The sequence below is a fragment of the Streptomyces sp. NPDC028308 genome (assembly GCF_055565855.1).
The window spans coordinates 157208-175886 of the sequence record NZ_JBVHTO010000008.1; the positions used below are offsets into that span (position 1 = coordinate 157208).

An 18679-nucleotide genomic window follows, 5' to 3' on the forward strand; every position below is an offset into this window, starting at 1 on the left:
GTCCATCCCGCCCCGATCCAGGACCCGGCCCCGGGTCTCCTGCTCCCGGCCTCCCGCAACGGCCTTCCCACCCTCCTCGCGGCGCATCTCGACCACAGGCGCGGAGGCGGGCCAACGGCCTGGCCCGCCCGGCCTCCCAGAGCGCCGACAACCCGCCGCGACAACTCCGTTCGGCGCTCCGATGATGCGGGTATGCCAGCTGTCGCGCGCATGTCGTGCCCGCGTATCCGGGGTTGATCGAGGGGGCGTCAGTGCGAGACAGGGCGGCTGAATTGGGGCTCGGTGACATCCGCGGCGACCACGCGGTCATCAACCCGACGATGGGCGCCATGTTCCAGGTGCTGCGGGGATTCCTGCTGTGTGTCTGGATCGCCCTGATCGTCACCACCATCGTCAACCCGTCCGCGGTGGACGGCAATGCCGCCGTTGCGACGGTGGTGGTGGCCGCGGTGTACGCGCTGAAGTTCGCTTGGCGACTGCTGACCGCCCGACTCGGTGTGAACAGGTGCTACCTGTGCGCGGAAGGCGTGGCGGTCACGGGCCGTTTCGGGCGGGTCCGCGACTCCGTGACGTGGAACGAGGTCACCGGGGTGCAGCAGACGACGGTGGTGGGTCTCCTGATTGGCGCCCACCGCATCGAGATTTTCAGGAACCGCTTTTCGGCGCCACTCTGGCTGGTGGCGCCGGGAGCGAAGTCCGCCCTCGTGCAGGCGCTCCTCTACGAGGGCAGGCGCAGCGGCGCCCTTCGGTGAGATCCACACCGTGAGCTGACGGTCTGTCAAAACGTTGACAACTCGTCCGGGGTTGCATCCGAATCAGGACTCTGCCAACGTCACTCACGCAACTCGCCCCCCACGAAGCGAACTTGGGGGTGACACCGGGATTCGAAAGCCGTCGAGGACATGCGGCTGCCGACTCCGTCGCCCGTAACCGGCCTCCTGGCCGGACGCCGGCGATCGCATGAACCTCGCTCCGCCGAGCACGCTGCGCCCGGCGGGCGCGCAGATCAGGGATCGCCACGCCCGTGCCGGACCGAGCAACACCCGGCCGGCGCCGCTTCCTTGAAGCCGTGGGCGCGCGACGCGGTGTTTCCAATCCCTTGATCACTCGTGAGGTCTCGCGCGAACGAACCGTGCCCTCGTCGACCCCACCGGGGACGGAGTGGGCGGGATGCGTCCGTGGGAGCATCCTCGAAGAAAAGGCAGCAATGAAACGCACAGGCGTATACGCAGTGTCAGCACTACTCGCCGGATCGGCGCTACCCCTCGGCCTGGCCGGGTCTCCTGCGGCGCAAGCCGCCTCCCGGACGTACTACGTAAGCCCGAGCGGCTCCGACGGGAACACCGGAACGTCCCCGGCCAAGCCCTTCCGCACCCTCCAGAAGGCCGCGGACAACACGGCACCCGGAGACACCGTCTCCGTCATGAACGGCACCTACACCCAGCGCCCGGGCGGCTCCGACGTCCTGGTGATCTCCCGTTCGGGCCGCTCCGGAGCGCCCATCACCTTCCAGGCGTACCCCGGACACCACCCGGTCATCCATCCCGTGACCGCCTGGAACGGCATCCGGGTCAACGGTGCCTCACACATCGCCATCCGCGGACTGGAGGTCAAGGGAAACAACGCGAACATCTCCCTCGCGGAAGCCGAACGCGGCGCCAGCACCAAGAACGGCAAGTACAACACCAACTGCGTTTCGGTGGAGAAGAACAGATCGACGGGCTCGCGCCCGCACCACATCGAGATCGCGGGCAACACAGTCCACGACTGCGCGGGAGGCGGAATCAGCGCAGGCGACGCCGACTACGTGACGATCGACCGCAACCACGTCTACTCCAACTCGTGGTACACCGTCTTCGCCACCAGCGGCATCTCGATCCTCGCCGCGCGTGATGTCGACCGGGGCGACTCCGGTACTTACAAGATCCGCATCACCGACAACGTCGTCCATGACAACGAGACGAAGGTGAAGTGGGAGCACTGCAAGTGCTACTCGGACGGTAACGGCATCATCGTCGACACCCTCAAGGACAAGGCGAAGGCCGGAGCCACCGGTCCCGACTACCAGGGCCGGGTACTGGTCGCCAACAACGTGTCCTACGACAACGGCGGCTCGGGCATCCACTCGTACAAGAGCCAGCACGTGGACATCCTGAACAACACGGCCTACCAGAACGGCCGCAGCACCCGGATGGACAGCTACGCCAACATCCACGCGCACAACAGCACGGACGTCAGAATCCTCAACAACGTCGCCTACGGCCGTGCCGGCCAGGCGACGAACTCCAAGTACAAGAACGTCGACGTCACCTACGACTACAACGTCTACTACGGCGGTCGGGCCCCCGAGGTGAAGGGGCCGCACGACATCGTCGCCGATCCTCGATTCGTCAAGCCCGGAACCGATGCCGGAGCCGACTTCAGGCTCCGCGAGGGCTCCCCCGCCATCGCCTCGGGCAAGGCGGTTCCCGCCGTCACCACCGACATCACCGGAGCCCGCCGGTCTGGCGTCCCCGATCGTGGGGCGTACGCGAGTGACGCGGTGGCCGATACCTCGCCTACGGCGGCGGCGACCCAGGACGACGTCTCCTCGCCGCAGCCCAGCACCCCGGTCGGCGGGCCCTCCGAAGGCCAGGAGCCGCGCCGCTCGGACGAGTCCGCAGGCGGCGAGGGCAATGACGCCCGACCCGCCACCGCCGGTGAGGGACTGGCTCAGACCGGAGGCGGCCTGGTGCTGCCGCTCGGCATCGCCGCGGTGACGCTGATGTTGGGTGGGGCGCTCATCCTCCTGATCCGGCGCAGGCGCGCCTGACACCTGGCACGACCCTGAGCCCCGCTACCCGGGCACCCCGTGCCCCCCCTCCCGCCCGGGTAGCGGACCTCCCTAAGCACCCCTGCCGGTGCGCTCACGGCCGAAGTACCCTGCCAGACTTACGTCATGGCGGCTCACACGGACAGGACCGATTCCCCTGACGCCACGACAGCGGTACCCGATCCGCCTCGCGTCGCCTGGCGCAAAGACATGAGGCGCCGCGTGCTCGACGCCGCACGCGACCTGACGTGCAGCTCCGGCTGGGACCAGGTGAGCCTGTCGGCCGTCGCCGGCGCAGCCGAAGTGTCCCGCCCTTCCGTGTACAAGGAGTTCGGCAATCGGGCCGGCCTGGGACGAGCGCTGGTGGTCAGGGAGACTCAGGAGTTCCTGGCACAAGTCGCCCAGGCCCTGTACCCCGGGGAAACGGACACTCGCGCCTCCCTCAGGTCGGCTGTCCACTTCGTCCTGACCGAGGCCCAGTCCAACCCGCTCGTCAACGCCGTCGTGGTAGCTGCTCGGGAGGGGTCCGACAGCCTGCTCCCCTACCTGACGGCACGTGCGGACCCGATCTTCGACGCGGCCCAGGGCCTCTTGCGTGAGTGGTTCGGTGAACGCTTCCCCGAAACGGACACAGATGTCGTCGCCGTGGCGGCGGACATAACCGTGCGGATGACCATCAGCCACCTGATTCTTCCCGAGGCCGACCCCGGGACGACGGCAGACCGTCTGTCCCAGGCTGTCCTGAAAGTCTTGCGCTAGCCCCATCGCGGTAGGTCCGGGGTGACATTCCCGTCACCCTTTTGAATGCGGTACTCAGAGCACTCTCGGAGCCGTAGCCGACCCTGCGGGCGATCGTGGCCAGCGTCTCGGTCCCCTCGCACAGGCGTGCCGACGCCAGTTCGATGCGCCATCCGGTGAGGTAGTCGAGCGGCCCCTGGCCGACTTCCGCCTTGAACCGTGCCGCGAGGGTGGAACGCGAGACCGCGCTCTCGCTCGCCAACTCGGCTACCGTCCACGGGCGTTCGGGAGAGCCGTGCATCAAGGTCAACGCCCTGGCGACCACCGGGTCCGCCAGACCGGCCGGCCACCCCGACACCGCGGGAAGGTTCCGGGCGAGGTGCAGGCGCAGCACGTGGATGAGCATGACGACGGCGAGATGTTCGGCCACGAGGGTCGAAGCCATGGGCCGGTGCCGAAGTTCCTGGTCGATCTGGGACAGCGCCCACTGCAGAGTGTCCGCCTCGCCCGACCCGGCAGGGACGTGATTGACGGGAGGAAGCGCGTCCAGCAGCAACGCGCGCGCTCGGTCACCGAATGAGAAGCCTCCCCCGATGAGCAGAACGTCGTCACCTTCTCCCGTACGTGCGACGCCGTTGTCGGCCGAGGCGAAGATCGGCCCCGCGGCCACCGGACGCACGTCCGCGTGGCTGGCGAGCGTGAACTCCAGCGGGCGCGTCAGCAGGTAGCAGTCTCCCGCGACGAGAGAGATCGGTTCGTCGAGCCCCGCCACGTTCAGGAGACACGTGCCGCGCCGCACGGCGTCGAATTTGACACCGTCCGGCGCCGCCGAAGCGGTCGACCTGGCCGACCTCTCGTCCGTGGCCGCCTTCGCGCGTGCATGGCAAGGGCCGCTGGACGTCCTGGTGGCCAATGCCGGCATCATGGCGATCCCGGACCGGCAAGTCACCGCCGGGGGCTGGGAATTGCAGCTGGCCACCAACTACCTCGGCCACTTCGCCCTCGCCGTCGGACTGCACGGCCACCTGCGAGCGACCGGCAACGCTCGTATCGTCGTCGTGAGTTCCGGCGCCCACCGGAACGCGCCGCTCGACTTCGACGACCCGCAGTTCGTCCAACGCCCCTACGATCGCTGGGCGGCGTACGGGCAGTCGAAGACCGCCGACGTCCTGTTCGCCGTGGGTGCCCGCCGGTGGGCGACCGACGGCATCACCGCCAACGCGCTCAACCCCGGCTGGATCAGCACCAACCTTCAACGTCACCTCGACGACGCCACGATGCGGGCTCTCGGGGCGATCGACGAGGACGGCAACATCATCGAGCAGCCGGACTACAAGACGGCCGCACAGGGCGCCGCAACCTCCGTGCTGCTGGCCGCCTCTCCTCTGGTGGAGGGCGTCACCGGGCGCTACTTCGAGGACAACCAGGAGGCGGCGGCCGTGCTGCCCGACCAGGCGGACCGCGTCGGCGGCGTCGCGCCCCACGCCCTCGACCCGCACGCCGCGGACCGCCTCTGGGAGTACGCGCCACCCGCACCATCCACTGAGCGGGGAGCGAACCGTTATGAGTGGATCTACCACTGACTGCCGTCGGGGCGGATGAGCAGTTCGCTCATGACGACACGTGCGGGACGCGTCACGACGTAGGTGATGGCGTCGGCGATGTCTTCCGCATGCAGGAGGGTGGCATCGGCGAAGGCGTCCTTGCCGGCCTCCAGGATTTCCGGACGGATGTGCGTGAACAGTTCGGTGGCGACGGGGCCGGGTTCGATCAGGGACACGCGGACGTGGCGGCCGGTCACCTCTTGGCGCAGCGCTTCGGTGAAGGCACCGACGCCGTGCTTGGTCAGGCTGTAGACGGCGGAGCCTGCTATGGGGACGCGGCCGGCCAGGGAGCTGATGTTCACGATGTCGGCGGTTCCCCGGGTGCCCTCAGCCGCGACGAGCAGGTGTGGCAGTGCGGCGTGGGTGGCGTACAGCAGGCCCCGCACGTTCAGTGCGATCATCCGGTCCCACTCCTCGACGGGGGCGCTCTCGGCGGGGCCGAGCAGCATGATTCCGGCGTTGTTGACGAGAGTGTCCAGGCCGCCGAAGGCTGCGACGGTCTGCTCGACCATGGCGGTGGCCTGGGCCCGGTCGGTGACGTCGGTCTGGATCGCGAGGGCGGTGCCGCCGCCGGCCTCGATGCGCGCGACGAGTTCGTCGAGACGGCCCTTGCGCCGAGCGGCCAACGCCACATTTGCGCCCCGGGCGGCGAGTGACAGGGCGGTGGCGGCGCCGATGCCGCCACTCGCTCCGGTGACGAGCGCGGTCGTGCCGGTGAGTGAAGAGCCCATGGCTGTCCCCTTTTGGTGATCGGTGCGGGATGACCTCCGAATGATGACACCACCGTAACGCTTACGACAACGTCGCGCGACAGCACCCAAGGCGCGACGGTGGCGTCATACGTGGGCTAAGCTGACAGGCGTGAACAGTGACGAGATCGCCCAGAGCACCCGACGCCTCAAGTTGGAAGCGGCTCCCGGGGGGCTGTGCGTCGTACAGGACTTGCTGAATTCCGCGAGCATGCCGGCGGCCTCGATCCCTGACCTCCTGTCCGACGAGACCTCGGCGCAGGACTGGCTCGCCTCGTCGTTGCGGACGTGGCAGGAGCAGACCGGCCGGACCGCGCCTCACATCACGATCGGCGGCGACGACCCGGCCGCGCTCCGCGATCTCCGCGGCCTCGTGCGTCGCTGGTTCACCGAAGACGTCGATGTCGTCGACGAACACGCGCCGCGCCCGCTGGAAGCCGCCATCGCATACCGCGACGGCCGCCTGACCTACGAGCCCAGAGGCGACGGCGCCGCCGCCGTCGCGTCACTGGTCCACATCGAGGCGCTGCTCGCCTCCCACACCGGCACACTTAGTCGCCTCAAGACGTGCAGGAACCCGGACTGCGGGGCGGCTTTCTACGACCGGTCGCGCAACGGCACCCGCGTCTGGCACGACATGAAGACCTGCGGCAACGCCCTGAATCTGCGCGCTTCTCGCGCCCGCCGACGACACTCCCCGGAGCCGGAGGCCCACCCGTCCCCGCAGACCGGTGAGGCCGTCGAAGTCTCTCCCTGACAGCGGTTTCCGAACGGCTTTTTCGTACGAGTACGGCTGTTTCGTACGAGCGGCTGAAGGGTGCTCGGTGTCCGCGCTGGAGCCGACGGACCACTGCGCCCGCTATGGGCCGTGCTCGTCGCCCGCGGTGGCATCGTCGGCGCGCCTGCCGTCGGCGGCGTCGCGGGCTGCGGAGTTCCGCGCCGCCGTGTCTCCGCGGGAGGCGGATCAACCGCCGTCGGGCAGGGTCAGTCCCAGCCTCAGCTGACTGTCCGCGGTCGCAATGATGGTCTCGGTGATGTCCCGGGGTTCCCAGCCCAGCACCGAGCGGGCCTTCTCGTTGCTGATGACGGGGATCCTGCCCTGGAGAGCGGCGGCATCCCGAAGGGCCGGTTCGGTCTTCGCGGCCTCTCGTACCTGCTCGACGGTCAGTTCCACGGAGGGCAGCAGCGCGGCCGCCGAGGGGAGGTGCTCGCGAAGGATCCGCGCCATGTCGAAGAGGCTGACCGCCGGCCCTCCCACGGCGATGAACCGCTCTCCGGCCGCCTTGGGGTGCAGCATGGCGCGCAGGTGGAGGTCGACGACGTCACGCACGTCGACGACACCGAAGTACATGATCGGCACCACCGGCATCTGCCCGGTCAGCATGCGCTTGACCAAGCCGACGGAGGCCGATGGACGGTCGCCCAGCTGTGGTCCGAAGATGCCGGTGGGATTGACGACCACCAGCTCGATGTCCCCGTGCGCTTGTACGTAGTCCCAGGCGGCGCGCTCGGCCAGCACCTTCGACTTGTGGTAAGCGGGCAGACCCTCGGTGTCCGGATCCGTCCAGTCGGTCTCCGAGTACTGGTCGTCGGGCTTCAGGGTGTATCCGACCGCGGCGTAGGAGGACGTCATCACCACCCGGGGAATCCCGGCCTCGCGGGCCGCGGAAAGGACGCGCAACGCGCCTTCGCGGGCGGGGAGGACGACCTCTTCCTCCGACTCGGGCGGGGTGAACGGGAAGGGCGACGCGTGGTGGAGCACGTGCCCCACCCCCTTCATGGCCTCCGCCCAGCCCTGATCGGCGCTGAGATCGGCCTCGGCGAACTCCAGTCGGCCCGCCGGGTCGACCCCGGCCTGCTGGAGCACGGCCCGTACCGCTGTCTCCTGTCCGGCTTCCCGGACCGTCGCACGGACGCGGTAGCCCTCGCTCAGCAGCCGCACGATCGAGTGGCTGCCCACGAGTCCTGTGCCGCCCGTGACCAGCACCGTTCCTTGTTCCGACGGCGAGGTGGTGAGGTTGTCTGTACTCAACTTGTTCAGTCCTTCTGCATGAATTGGTCCATGACGCGCATGACGTCCTCGATCGCGCGCCGCTCGGCGTCGGCGTCCCCCCGGACACGGGCGTCCCACAGATCCGCTTTGCGGCGCAGATAGGTCAGGCGCAGTTGCAGCCGCTCGATGTCGGCGGCCAGTTTCTCCGCCTGTGAGGCGAACAGATCGCGCTGCTCGGCCGCCGCCGCATCTCCCTCGGCGAGCAGGTCCAGGTAGCGGCGCATCCCGCCGACCGCCATCCCTGCCGAACGCAGGCAGGACAGTGCTTCGACCCGCTCCACGGTCGCCGGTCCGTACCGACGGTGACCGCTGGTCTCGTCCCGGCCGACCGTTCCCAACAGGCCGATCTTCTCGTAGTAGCGGAGCGTGGGCTCGCTGAACCCTGACCTTCGCGCCATCTCTTGGATGGTCAGATCCGCCGCTCGCTCTCTGGTCGCTCCTGCCATGTGAACAGCCTCCGATACTTCAAGCGCTTGAAGTCAAGCTGACCCGTCCACGACTTATGCGCCACCGACAGCACCGACTGCCGGCGGGCGCCGCAAGACTCAGGGCGCGTCGCTGGGAGTGATCCGCCCGACCCATGAATCCGACGTCAGGGGCGACCACACGACGTCGATCTCGACGCCATGAAGAGTGCGAATGAGGTCTGCCAGCTGCGTGGAGACCGCTGCCCGCACGTCCTCGGGTGCCGACTCGGCAGCCATCGACACCTTGCCGCATCCGCCGCGCGCGTCGTCGGCGCCGAACGTGTAGGGCCAGTCGTTCCGGCCTCTCAGCAGGATGACCTCGCCAGGGATCCCGAAGGCCGGCCGCTTCTTCGTCCTGCGTCGTCTGACCACGGGGCCATTCAACCCGACGACACATCACCCGACGGGAACGCAGGGTCGGCGCACTACTCAAACGATGCGGTGTCTCAACCCGAGAGCACGATGTCAGCGGCCAGCGCGTGGCCCCCGCGCCGGAGTTGCCCGCGGCTTGTGTTCGCCGAGGGGAAGCGCCAGGTGGAGATGTGAATTGACCGTGCGGGCGCTGCTCAGGCCAAGGGACGCCTGCGCCGCGGACAGCGTCATGGCGTAGGAGTCCACGGCCCGGCGCACGTTGGGCATGTCGGTTCCCTCGCCGGTGACCAGACGGTCGAGGTCGACGTACGCGGACCGCACGATCTCGATCCACCGGTAGGTGCGAACGTCCTGTTCCCAATGGTGGGTGTACTGCGGTGCCAGCTTGCCCGCCCAGCGCCGGAACATCCGTCCCTTGACCTCCGCGCTGTGCGGGGTGAGATGCAGGTGCCGGACCAGGTCGTAGAGGGGGTCACCGACCATGGCCATCTCCCAGTCGATGATGACCAGGCCGCGCCCGCTCTCGTCCCGTACGAGGTTCCACGGGTTGAGATCACCGTGCAGCAAGACGGTCTTGCGCGGGCTGACCGACCGGCTGGAGAGAATGGACTTCAGGCGCCCTGCGTCGGGAAGCCCCAATACGCGAGCCAACTGCCGGGATCGCTTGGGGAGATCGTCCACGAGTTCCACCAGCCGGTCGCTCAGCCAGGCGTAGAAGGTGCCGTCGCCCACGGTGGCATCCAGCGCCGCGGCGTCGATGGCGGTCAGCGCGCACAGTTGGTCGACCAGGTCGTCCGCCTCGCTCAGGCGCAGACCGTTCACCGGGTGGCTCGGCGGTTCGGGCACCTTCACGCCGTCGGGGCAGGGCGCCGCGTAGGAGTGCACCTCGAACGGCTCACACACCTCGCTGACTCCGCGGGCGAGAACCCGAGGGGCCCGCACCACGCCACCCAGCGCCTCGATCGAATCGAGGACCTGGTGCTCGTCGAAGTAACACGGCTCCCTGCGGCTGTCCGCCGAGGGAAGCCTGCGGCGTACGACGATTGGCTTCTGGACGCCGCTCACCGTCACCACGGTGTTCAGGTGCCCGGTGCCCCGGAACACCTGGTGAGCACGCGCCGCACCTTCGGCGACCAGGGCCTCGACCACGCTCTCCTCACTGAGCTCGCCGGGCCGTACGTACTGCACGGACACAGCCGGCCCGGATCGGACGCGGTGGCCGGGCTGACCCGCGTGCCAGCGGCGCAGGACGCTCTGGATCTCCTTGAGGCCCGGCACCCGGCCCAACTTGAGGGGCGCGCACGCGGCTTCCAGTGCCCGCCGGACCGCGACCGCCGCGCCCTTCAGATCGCTTGGACCTTGTTCGGTACCCAACGATTTCGCCGCCCGGATCACGTCGGGGTAGACGGACTGCGCGCGCTCGAACGCGACGTAATGGCGCAGGTCGCTCTCCACCCCGTTGGTCGCCGCCGGCCTGACCCCTCGCATCGCCGTGTACCAGGCGTCCTTGACCTCCTCCCACTGGTGGTCCGGGTACTGCATGCGCACCAGATGCGTCGCCAGGTCGTGCAGCGGATCCCCGTAGGTGGCCAACTCCCAGTCCACGCCGATTAGAAGCGGATCGCCCTGGTGGGAGAAGATCACGTTGTCACGGTGCAGGTCGGTGTGGAGCAGGCTGAACGGCCGACGGGCCATCGGCGGAACGCGCCGCGCGAACGAGGTCATCGCGTCCTCGGGAACACCCAAGGCTGCGAACAGCCCACCGAACTGTGCCCAGTTGGGCTTCCTCACCTGCTGTTCGGTCCGCAGTGCGAGAGTACGGAGAAATCCGCGGCTGTCCTTGTTGTCGGGCCAGCCCGACGGCAACGCAGGCAACGCCTCCCGGCGGACCCGCACCATCTGGACCAGCAGCTCCGCCAGCGCGTCGATCAACCGCCGCTCCACCGGCCTGCCGTTCCTGCAGATGCTGGAGAGCGGTACGCCCTCCACGAAGCTGTGCACGGCCACGTCACCGATTTTGCCCAGACACCGTGGCACGTGGGGCAACACCCCCTGCAGCGCGCCCAGGATCGCGGACTCGTCCTGCCACGTCCTGACGACCACAGGGGAAGGGTCGGGCAGTCGGCGCCGTACCGTCACCGCCACTCCAGGCTCACTGCCGACGCAACGCGCCATCGCTTCCGTCAGTGGCACCCGGAAGTTGCGGTTGTGGAAGCCGCCCGTCATCTCACCGTGGCTCAGGGCGTGCTCTACGAAGTCCCTGAACACGGACCGCTCAACGGCCGCAGCCGACTCGGCCACAGGCCGCTCCCGAAAAATGAACTCGCGAACACACGGACACGCACGACACCGATGCCGAGACGCCAGGGTAAGACCCATTCACCTGCCGCACAGCCCGTTGTTCCTTCCGTGACCCGAACGTATGAAAGCAATCCCCCGCCCGGGCGTCTGCACCAGCGGCCCCGGCGCTGCGGACGCTCGGGCAGTGTGAGGGGAGAAGGAGGGTGCGACCGCCTACGGACCTGCACGGACCGGGGGCAACCGGTACAGCCCCATGACGCACGGGGCGACCCGCACGGCACCTCACACCCGTGCCCTCAGCCACCAGCAGCCGACCGACCGCACGGCCAGCCATGGGTCATGGCTACATCGACCCTGCACCGGCCGTCGAGCAAGCCTCTACTCCTGCTCTCGCGCCGGGGTGTCACGGCCGTCAGGGGATCGCCGCGCGGCTGCGCGGTCGAGGAACCGCCGTAGCCCGGTTCGTACTCCCTCGGTGGGCACAGTCGCGGCGAAGCACGCTGCCTCGACCGCGAGTCCTTCGTCGATGGGGAGGTTGATCCCGCGGGTGACCGCTCGCAGACAGGCCGATACGGCCGTTGGCGCGTGCCGGATGATCCGGTCCGCCAAATGGTGTGCTGCAGCGAGGAGTTCGCTGGCCGGGACGACGGTGTTGACGAGCCCGATCTCCGCTGCCCGCCCGGCCGTGATGGGGTCGCCGGTCAGGATCATCTCGAGGCCGCGCTTGCGGCCGACGTGCCGCGGCAGCCTCTGGGAACCGCCGAAGGGCGGCGGGAATCCCAAGGAGATCTCGGGCTTGGCGAACATGGCGTGTTCGGCGGCTATCGCCAGCGGAGCCGCCTCGGTGATCTCACAACCCGCTCCGTAGGCAAGCCCGTTGACGGCGACGATCACAGGCTTGGGGAATTCCTCGATACGCCGGGTCAGCGCGTGCCCTCGTCGGACGACCTCACGGAGTGCGCGCTCGGGTCCGCCGGCGATGCTCGCCGTCAGAGAGGGGATGTCCGCGCCGGCACTGAACGCGTGGCTCCCCGCGCCGGTCAGGACGACCGCACGCACGGCGTCGTCGGCGTCGAGGAGGTCGAGACTCCCGAGCAGCGCGTCGATCGTCGGGTGGTCGAGGGCGTTGAGCTTGCGTTCCCTGTCGATGGTGACGGTGACGACGTGGCCGTCCCGGTCGATGTTCACGGTCATACCGCTGCTCCGTTTCGCCTGGGATGGGACGCACCGAGGCTAGGACCGCTAATCTGGGACGCTCCACACATTGTCCTGGATACAGGCGGATGCGGGAGCCAGATGCGGCCACCGTCCTACAAGGCGATCGTCGACGAGTTCGCCGCGTCGATCAGGTCCGGCGGACTTCCGGCGGGCACCCGGCTTCCGACACACCGGGCTCTCGCCCGCGAGCGACGGGTCGCCCTGGCCACGGCCACGCGCGTGTACGCCGAACTCGCCGCCTTGGGCCTGGTGGTGGGCGAGCCGGGACGTGGGACGTTCGTACGCACGCAGTCGCACTACGACGGCCTCGAAGCGTCGCGTGTGCTGCCGGTGCCGCGGGTCGCGGACCTGTCCTTCAACCAGCCCCTGGATGAGGACCAGGCCCACACCCTGCGCAAGGCATTGCGCGAGCTGTCCGTCTCGGGCGAGGTGGAGGCTCTGCTGAGGCAGGACCCGCCTGGCGGCCGCTTGGGCGAACGGGCGGTGGTGGCCACCTATCTGCTCGACCGCGGCATCGACGCGGCGCCTGCGGACGCACTGCTCACGAGCGGCGCCCAGCAGGCGCTCGACTGCGTGCTGCGTTCCCTGACCAGGCCCGGTGACGTACTGGCCGTCGACGCCCTCAGCTACCCCGGCATCAAGCTGCTGGCCGCTGCCAACCGGCTTGACTTGGCTCCGGTCCCCGTCACGGAGGATGGCCCTGACCTCGCCGCGCTCGACCGGCTGTGCCGTACACGCCCCGTCCGCGCGATCTACGCGATGCCCACGCTGCACAATCCCCTCGGCTGGGTCCTCGACCCCGAATGCCGCGACCGCCTCGTCACCATCGCCCGCGCCCATGACTGCCTGATCGTGGAGGACGGGACCTACGCCTTTCTCGAGACGGCACCGCCTCCTCCCTTGCAGGCCCTCGCCCCCGAACGCACCTGCTACGTCGCCGGACTGTCCAAGAACGTCGCCGCCGGTCTGCGGTTCGGCTTCGCGGTACTGCCCGGCCGCTACGTGGACCCGGTCACCAGAAGCCTGCGCCTGGCCGCTTGGGGCGCCCCAGGTCTCATCACCGCGCTCGCCACCCGCTGGCTGGCCGACGGCACGGTCGCGCGCTGGGAGGAGGAGCGACGACACGACGCTGCCGTCCGCCAGAAAATCGCCCGCACCGCGCTCGCAGGCATGCGACTGACGGCGCATCCGGTCTCGTACATGGTCTGGCTGGGCCTGGAACCGCATCAACGCCCGGACAGCGTCGCGGCGTTGCTCGCCGACGAGGGCATCCTCGTGTCCACCGCCGATGCTTTCGCGACCGGTCCCGTCCGCCCGGCAGCACTCCGGCTGGCGCTCGCCACACCACCGCGGCACGAGCTCGGGTCCGTGTTGCGGAGCCTCCGCGAGGTGATCGAGGCGATACCTCCGTGACACCCATCCGGCAGCAACAACCCCCATTGCTACAGGGCGAGTTGAGCAGACTTACCCCTTTCCGACGAAGGCGTCCGTCCACCTCCGCTCGGCAACTCCTTGAATCCGGATGGAGTTCACGAACCTTTGGGGCGCGAGAGGTGTGAAGAGGTGCCCGGGATGCACATCATCTTGACATGAACCTGCGGTCCGACACGCGGACCGCAGCCTCGTGGAGGTGTGGGAATGCACCGCAGACTCGCCACCGGACTCGCCGCCTCGGCGCTGGCCGTCACCACCGTCATCGCCGGCGCCGCGACCGCGGAAGCCGCGCCCGCCGACAAGCCGCAAGTGCTGTCGAGCTGGACGCAGACCAGCGCGTCGAGCTACAGCGCCTGGACCGCGGCCCGAGCCAACCAGTCCACGTGGAGCGCCTACGGGTTCGACTGGTCCACCGACTACTGTTCCAGCTCGCCGGACAACCCCCTCGGCTTCCCCTTCAGCACCTCCTGCGCACGGCACGACTTCGGCTACCGCAACTACAAGGCCGCCGGCACCTTCGCCGCCAACAAGCCGCGGCTCGACAGCGCACTCTACGAGGACCTCAAGCGAGTGTGCGCCCGCTACACCGGCGCCACGAAGACAACCTGCGACAGCACCGCCTGGACGTACTACCAGGCCGTGAAGCTCCTGGGCTGACAGGCCCGGTACTTAAGGCAGATGGGACCCGCCGGTGTATCGGCGAGCGTTCGCGGAGCGCCCGCCGATACGTCGTGCCGCCGGCACAGCGCCGGCCTGTCACCCGCCCGGGCCGGGCACGGCGCGCCCCGCCCGCGCCCCTGCACCGAAGTCGTGCCACCAGGGTGCCCACTCTCCGCGCGGATGCCGACCGACCTCGCTCGTCGATCAGGCCAGAGACGGGGTTGGCCATCAAGTCCGTTGCTGCAGAGGAAAATTCACTGGTTGCGGGTGCGGGGGCCGTCGTACTGCTCGTCCGTCACGGGCTCCGCCCACCGGGTTTCCTGAGTGCCGTCGCCTGTGCCCTCCCACATCGCGATGTGCTCCATGAAACGGTCGGGAGCGGCACCGTGCCAGTGCTCCTCGTCGGGCGGGCAGCTGACGGTCTCGCCGGGGTGCGCCTCGAAGACGGTTCCGTCGCGTACGCCGATGAGGGCGATGCCCGAGACCACGTGCAGCGTCTGACCCACGGCGTGGGCGTGCCAGTTGGTGCGGGCGCCGGGTGAGAAGCGGACGAGATTCGCACGCATCCTCGACGGTTCCTGCCCGGCCACGATGACGTCCCACCAGACGTCCCCGGTGAACCAGTCGGCCGGGGCCTTGCTGGTGGACTGGGGCTTGATGAACTCCACGATGAACCTTTCGCTGTGTCTTCGTTCGTGTGTTGCGTGGTTCTACTGGGCGGCGTCACCGCCATCGACGGGCAGCGTGACACCGACGAAGAAGGCGGCGCCGGGGCCTGGGCAAGGGCGCACGCGTCGGCAGTGATCAGGTGGGCAGCGGTTCGGCGTAGTGCCGGAATCCGTCGCGCTCAGTGTGCAGGGCGTACAGCCGTTCGGCCAGGGCCTGCGGACTGGAGTGCTCGGCCTCGGGACGGATCGCGCCGGGGATGATCAGCTGCGCGGTGTGGATGTGCTCCGCGGCGAGCGCGTCGTGCAGCATCGCCGCATAGGCGCTCTCGCCGGCGAACGCGATGGAGGTGCCGGCACGGTCGGGGTGCGGGCGCACCGCGCTGCCTCCGTTCACGAAGAGCAGCGTGCCCCTGCCGAGTGCCCTCATGCCGGGGAGAACGGCGTTCACGCAGGTGACGGGCCCCTTGACCGAGAAGGCGAGCGGGTCGTCCAGATCAGTCGCCCGGGTGGCGAGGACGGGCTTCATGAGGTCGGCGCGTGGCACCGGGCTGTACTGGAGGATCTCCACGGGCCCGAGGTCCTCGGCCGCCGCCTCGAGGGCCGCGGTGAGTGAGGCGGGGTCGAGGACGTCGGCGGTGTAGCCGCGGGCGTTGATCCCTTCGCCGGCCAGTGCGGCGACGAGGCCGTCGAGGCGCTCGGTGCTGCGGGACATCAGCGCGACGCCGTGTCCGGCGGCGCCGAAGCGGCGGGCACAGGACAGTCCCAGTCCGGGACCGGCGCCGACAAGGGCGTAGGTGGTCACGACGAGTACTCCTGAACGTGTGGAACCGGTTCTGGGCAGGCCGGCGGCCGGCCCCTGCGAGGTGTGCGGGCAGGTCAGGGCTTGAGAAGGGCCTTGATGGCGCGGCGCTCGTCCATCGCCCGGTAGCCCTCGGCGACCTGGTCGAGGGGCAGGGTGAGGTCGAAGACCTTGCCTGGGGCGATGCGGCCGCTCAGGACGCGCTCGATCAGGTCGGGCAGGTAGCGGCGTACGGGGGCGGGGCCGCCGCGCAGACCGACATGGGAGAAGAACAGCTCCTGTCCGTCCACGGCCACCTCGTGGGGGACCCCTACGAAGCCGACGGTGCCGCCGGGGCGCGCCGTGTGCAGGGCCTGCTGCATGGCCTGCGCGGTGCCGACGCACTCCAGCACGCTGTCGGCGCCGATGCCGCCCGTCAGCTCCTTGATACGGGCGATGCCGTCGTCCCCGCGCTCGCTGACGATGTCGGTGGCACCGAACTCCAGGGCGAGCTTCTGCCGGGACTCGTGGCGGCTCATGGCGATGATGCGTTCCGCGCCCATCTCCTTGGCTGCGATCACCGCGCACAGTCCGACCGCGCCGTCGCCGACCACGACCGCGGTGGAGCCGGGCTTCACCTCGGCGGCGTCAGCGGCCCACCAGCCGGTGCCCAGGACGTCGGAGACGGCCAGCAGGCCGGGCCAGAACTCCTCCCCCGGCACCTCGTCGGTGGCGACCAGGGTGCCCTGGGCGTTCGGGATGCGCACGTAGTCCGCCTGGCACGTACTCATGAACTCCCGGTGCAGGCAGTTCGACTGGAAGCCGTTGCGGCAGTTCGCGCAGCTGTTGTCGGAGGTGGCGAACGAACCGACGACGAACTGGCCCGGCTCGACGGCGGTGACCTCGGCTCCGACCTCCTCGACGAAGCCGACGTACTCGTGACCCATCGGGTGCGCGTCACCGATCGGCTCCAGGCCGCGGTAGGGCCACAGATCGGAGCCGCATACACAGGTGACGGCCGTGCGGATGATCGCGTCGGTCGGCTGGAGGATCTTCGGGTCGTCCAGGGTCTCGAATCGAACGTCGCCGGGGGCGTGGATCACTGCTCCGCGCATGAGGGATTCCTTCGCTTGTGGAGGGGTGGGCGCCGGGATGAGCCGGCAGGCACCTCGTACGGGTGCGGACCCGGCACCGGTGGTGGGGCCGCCTGAGGCCGGGTGCGGGCCGCCCGCCCGGTCCACCGGCACGACCTGGCGGAAAGCACCACGTCACCCAGGTAACCCGCTGCCGGGGCCGGTAGCCAGTCATCAGCAAGGGGTGTACCGGCAGTACATCCCTCCGGCCGCGCGCAGGACGTACCGTCGATGTCGTGGACAACCGAGCAGAGGTCCGCGAGTTCCTCACCTCGCGGCGAGCCAAGATCACCCCCGAGCAGGCGGGACTGCCCTCCGGCAGCCGCCGCCGTGTCCCTGGCCTGCGCAGGAGCGAGGTCGCCGCGCTCGCCGACATGAGCGTGGAGTACTACGCCAAGCTGGAGCGCGGCAGTCTCGCGGGCGTCTCCCCCGCCGTCCTCGAAGCGGTCGCCCGGGCCCTGAAGCTCGACGACGCCGAACGCGCCCACCTCCTCCATCTGGCCCAAGCCGCCGACGGCTCCGACGCCCTGACCCGGCCCCGCCGCCGCAGCCCCCGGCAGTGGCAGCCGCGCCGCAGCCTGCAGTGGACCCTCGACGCGCTCACCGCCGGGCCCGCCTTCGTCCGCAACGGCCGCATGGACGTACTCGCCGCCAACCAGCTCGCCCGCGCCTTCTACGACGACGTCTACGCCACGCCGTCGAACCAGGCGAACCTCGCCCGCTTCAACTTCCTCGACCCCGCCTCCCACCGCTTCTATCCCGACTGGGACCAGGCGGCCGACGTCGTCGTCGCCATCCTGCGTACGGAAGCCGGCCGCAACCCTCATGACAAGGACCTGCACGACCTCATCGGCGAGCTGTCCACCCGCAGCGACGAGTTCCGCACCCGCTGGGGAGCCCACGACGTCCGCCTCCACGGCACCGGCACCAAGCGTTTCCATCACCAGGCCGTCGGCGAACTCACCCTCGCTTACGAGGGGTTGGAGATGGCCGCCGAGCCCGGCCTGACACTGACCATCTACACCGCCGAACCCGGCTCACCCACGGAGCAGGGCCTGCGCCTGCTCGCCTCCTGGGCCGCCCCCCAGGAGGGCGGAACACCCGCACAGGAGCACGCGACAGGCTGAAAGCAGCGGCATGCCCCGGTCGCATGCCCTCTCAGAGGGCTACGGCGCCACGATGTGCTGGAGGTCGCCGGCCGTCCCGGTCGCCGTGCGGGGCAGCCGGTCGACGTGCCGGCAGGATGGCAGGATGGCCGCATGGAACGAGTGCTTGGCATCGGCGGACACTTCATGCGCGCCGCGAACCCGGCTGCCCTGACCTCCTGGTACCGCGACTGCCTGGGTCTGGACATCGACGAGAACGGGCAGTGGCACCAGGAAGCCGGACCCACGGTGTTCGCGGCCTTCGAGTCAGGGACCGACTACTTCAACTCCCACACTCAGCAGACCATGTTGAACTTCCGGGTCCGCGACCTGGACGCGATGCTCTCGCAACTGCGCTCCAAGGGCGCCGACGTGGCGGAAGAGACACAGGACATGGACGGCGTCGGACGCTTCGGCTGGGTCACGGATCCAGAGGGCAACAGAATCGAACTGTGGCAGCCTGCCTGACCCTGCCTGGATGATTCAGTGATCGAACATCCCCCCGCAACTCGGCGCGTCAGGCAACCCATCCCGCATGGGGCCCTGC

General features: G+C 69.2%; 19 protein-coding genes. 9 read left to right on the top strand and 10 right to left on the bottom strand.

The window, feature by feature from the left end:
• The first annotated feature begins 329 nt into the window (after nucleotides 1-329).
• The 3 genes from ACZ4VA_RS19640 to ACZ4VA_RS19650 all read left to right on the top strand — a co-directional run bounded on the left by ACZ4VA_RS19640 (nucleotide 330) and on the right by ACZ4VA_RS19650 (nucleotide 3571).
• Nucleotides 330-752, top strand: coding sequence for a hypothetical protein (locus ACZ4VA_RS19640; protein ID WP_355789541.1), 423 nt, complete (start codon nucleotides 330-332; stop codon nucleotides 750-752).
• 455 nt (nucleotides 753-1207) lie between these two features.
• Nucleotides 1208-2812: a right-handed parallel beta-helix repeat-containing protein gene (locus tag ACZ4VA_RS19645; protein ID WP_468082249.1), complete on the top strand. Its 1605-nt coding sequence runs from the start codon at nucleotides 1208-1210 to the stop codon at nucleotides 2810-2812.
• A gap of 222 nt (nucleotides 2813-3034) precedes the next feature.
• The gene (locus ACZ4VA_RS19650; RefSeq protein WP_355781332.1) at nucleotides 3035-3571 is read left to right on the top strand and encodes a TetR/AcrR family transcriptional regulator; all 537 of its coding nucleotides are present in this window, start codon (nucleotides 3035-3037) and stop codon (nucleotides 3569-3571) included.
• Here the strand turns inward: ACZ4VA_RS19650 and ACZ4VA_RS19655 are convergent.
• Entirely contained in the window at nucleotides 3489-4463 is a 975-nt protein-coding gene (locus tag ACZ4VA_RS19655) for a helix-turn-helix transcriptional regulator (RefSeq protein ID WP_468082250.1), read from the bottom strand. The genes ACZ4VA_RS19650 and ACZ4VA_RS19655 overlap by 83 nt on opposite strands.
• Between ACZ4VA_RS19655 and ACZ4VA_RS19660 the strand changes: the two genes are divergently transcribed.
• Complete coding sequence (locus ACZ4VA_RS19660) at nucleotides 4360-5133, top strand: SDR family NAD(P)-dependent oxidoreductase (protein WP_468082251.1); 774 nt, start codon at nucleotides 4360-4362, stop codon at nucleotides 5131-5133. The two genes, ACZ4VA_RS19655 and ACZ4VA_RS19660, sit on opposite strands and share 104 nt — an antisense overlap.
• Here ACZ4VA_RS19660 and ACZ4VA_RS19665 read toward each other — a convergent pair.
• A complete protein-coding gene (locus ACZ4VA_RS19665; protein WP_468082252.1) occupies nucleotides 5124-5885 on the bottom strand; it encodes an SDR family NAD(P)-dependent oxidoreductase in 762 nt (253 codons plus the stop codon). The two genes, ACZ4VA_RS19660 and ACZ4VA_RS19665, sit on opposite strands and share 10 nt — an antisense overlap.
• 130 nt (nucleotides 5886-6015) lie before the next feature.
• Between ACZ4VA_RS19665 and ACZ4VA_RS19670 the strand changes: the two genes are divergently transcribed.
• Nucleotides 6016-6660, top strand: coding sequence for a CGNR zinc finger domain-containing protein (locus ACZ4VA_RS19670; protein WP_356170522.1), 645 nt, complete (start codon nucleotides 6016-6018; stop codon nucleotides 6658-6660).
• Between the two features lie 207 nt (nucleotides 6661-6867).
• On the opposite strand, the gene ACZ4VA_RS19675 is transcribed toward ACZ4VA_RS19670, so the two are convergent.
• The 5 genes from ACZ4VA_RS19675 to ACZ4VA_RS19695 all read right to left on the bottom strand — a co-directional run bounded on the left by ACZ4VA_RS19675 (nucleotide 6868) and on the right by ACZ4VA_RS19695 (nucleotide 12290).
• On the bottom strand, nucleotides 6868-7935 hold the full coding sequence (locus tag ACZ4VA_RS19675; protein WP_356170519.1) for an SDR family oxidoreductase: 1068 nt from the start codon (nucleotides 7933-7935) through the stop codon (nucleotides 6868-6870).
• 5 nt (nucleotides 7936-7940) lie between these two features.
• Nucleotides 7941-8354, bottom strand: coding sequence for a MerR family transcriptional regulator (locus ACZ4VA_RS19680; RefSeq protein ID WP_356170516.1), 414 nt, complete (start codon nucleotides 8352-8354; stop codon nucleotides 7941-7943).
• A 147-nt stretch (nucleotides 8355-8501) separates the two neighbouring features.
• Nucleotides 8502-8795, bottom strand: a complete 294-nt coding sequence (locus tag ACZ4VA_RS19685) for a hypothetical protein (protein WP_356170513.1) — start codon at nucleotides 8793-8795, stop codon at nucleotides 8502-8504.
• Nucleotides 8796-8888: 93 nt separating this feature from the next.
• Nucleotides 8889-11021: a phosphotransferase family protein gene (locus tag ACZ4VA_RS19690; protein WP_468082353.1), complete on the bottom strand. Its 2133-nt coding sequence runs from the start codon at nucleotides 11019-11021 to the stop codon at nucleotides 8889-8891.
• A gap of 453 nt (nucleotides 11022-11474) precedes the next feature.
• Complete coding sequence (locus tag ACZ4VA_RS19695; protein ID WP_355789993.1) at nucleotides 11475-12290, bottom strand: enoyl-CoA hydratase-related protein; 816 nt, start codon at nucleotides 12288-12290, stop codon at nucleotides 11475-11477.
• Nucleotides 12291-12392: 102 nt separating this feature from the next.
• Between ACZ4VA_RS19695 and ACZ4VA_RS19700 the strand changes: the two genes are divergently transcribed.
• Both ACZ4VA_RS19700 and ACZ4VA_RS19705 read left to right on the top strand, forming a co-directional pair.
• Nucleotides 12393-13727, top strand: a complete 1335-nt coding sequence (locus ACZ4VA_RS19700; protein ID WP_468082253.1) for an aminotransferase-like domain-containing protein — start codon at nucleotides 12393-12395, stop codon at nucleotides 13725-13727.
• Nucleotides 13728-13952: 225 nt separating this feature from the next.
• On the top strand, nucleotides 13953-14405 hold the full coding sequence (locus tag ACZ4VA_RS19705; protein ID WP_356170505.1) for a phospholipase: 453 nt from the start codon (nucleotides 13953-13955) through the stop codon (nucleotides 14403-14405).
• A gap of 257 nt (nucleotides 14406-14662) precedes the next feature.
• Here the strand turns inward: ACZ4VA_RS19705 and ACZ4VA_RS19710 are convergent, their stop codons facing one another.
• The 3 genes from ACZ4VA_RS19710 to ACZ4VA_RS19720 form a co-directional block, all read right to left on the bottom strand.
• Complete coding sequence (locus ACZ4VA_RS19710; protein ID WP_356240947.1) at nucleotides 14663-15076, bottom strand: (R)-mandelonitrile lyase; 414 nt, start codon at nucleotides 15074-15076, stop codon at nucleotides 14663-14665.
• Nucleotides 15077-15212: 136 nt separating this feature from the next.
• Nucleotides 15213-15878, bottom strand: coding sequence for an SDR family NAD(P)-dependent oxidoreductase (locus tag ACZ4VA_RS19715; RefSeq protein WP_468082254.1), 666 nt, complete (start codon nucleotides 15876-15878; stop codon nucleotides 15213-15215).
• 74 nt (nucleotides 15879-15952) lie between these two features.
• Nucleotides 15953-16969, bottom strand: coding sequence for a zinc-dependent alcohol dehydrogenase family protein (locus tag ACZ4VA_RS19720; RefSeq protein ID WP_468082255.1), 1017 nt, complete (start codon nucleotides 16967-16969; stop codon nucleotides 15953-15955).
• Nucleotides 16970-17223: 254 nt separating this feature from the next.
• On the opposite strand from ACZ4VA_RS19720, the gene ACZ4VA_RS19725 reads away from it, so the two are divergent.
• Together ACZ4VA_RS19725 and ACZ4VA_RS19730 are read left to right on the top strand one after the other, a co-directional pair.
• Nucleotides 17224-18114 (top strand): helix-turn-helix transcriptional regulator, encoded by an 891-nt coding sequence (locus ACZ4VA_RS19725; RefSeq protein ID WP_468082256.1) that lies wholly within the window; start codon nucleotides 17224-17226, stop codon nucleotides 18112-18114.
• Nucleotides 18115-18246: 132 nt separating this feature from the next.
• On the top strand, nucleotides 18247-18600 hold the full coding sequence (locus ACZ4VA_RS19730; RefSeq protein WP_468082257.1) for a VOC family protein: 354 nt from the start codon (nucleotides 18247-18249) through the stop codon (nucleotides 18598-18600).
• Nucleotides 18601-18679: the final 79 nt, after the last annotated feature.

Excerpts from the sequence above, each read along its gene's own strand:
- ACZ4VA_RS19640 (WP_355789541.1), top strand. The coding sequence starts at position 330 with ATGTTCCAGGTGCTGCGGGGATTCCTGCTGTGTGTCTGGATCGCCCTG.
- ACZ4VA_RS19645 (WP_468082249.1), top strand. The coding sequence starts at position 1,208 with ATGAAACGCACAGGCGTATACGCAGTGTCAGCACTACTCGCCGGATCG.
- ACZ4VA_RS19665 (WP_468082252.1), bottom strand. The coding sequence starts at position 5,885 with ATGGGCTCTTCACTCACCGGCACGACCGCGCTCGTCACCGGAGCGAGT.
- ACZ4VA_RS19680 (WP_356170516.1), bottom strand. The coding sequence starts at position 8,354 with ATGGCGCGAAGGTCAGGGTTCAGCGAGCCCACGCTCCGCTACTACGAG.
- ACZ4VA_RS19690 (WP_468082353.1), bottom strand. The coding sequence starts at position 11,021 with ATGACGGGCGGCTTCCACAACCGCAACTTCCGGGTGCCACTGACGGAA.
- ACZ4VA_RS19695 (WP_355789993.1), bottom strand. The coding sequence starts at position 12,290 with ATGACCGTGAACATCGACCGGGACGGCCACGTCGTCACCGTCACCATC.
- ACZ4VA_RS19700 (WP_468082253.1), top strand. The coding sequence starts at position 12,393 with ATGCGGCCACCGTCCTACAAGGCGATCGTCGACGAGTTCGCCGCGTCG.
- ACZ4VA_RS19705 (WP_356170505.1), top strand. The coding sequence starts at position 13,953 with ATGCACCGCAGACTCGCCACCGGACTCGCCGCCTCGGCGCTGGCCGTC.
- ACZ4VA_RS19720 (WP_468082255.1), bottom strand. The coding sequence starts at position 16,969 with ATGCGCGGAGCAGTGATCCACGCCCCCGGCGACGTTCGATTCGAGACC.
- ACZ4VA_RS19730 (WP_468082257.1), top strand. The coding sequence starts at position 18,247 with ATGGAACGAGTGCTTGGCATCGGCGGACACTTCATGCGCGCCGCGAAC.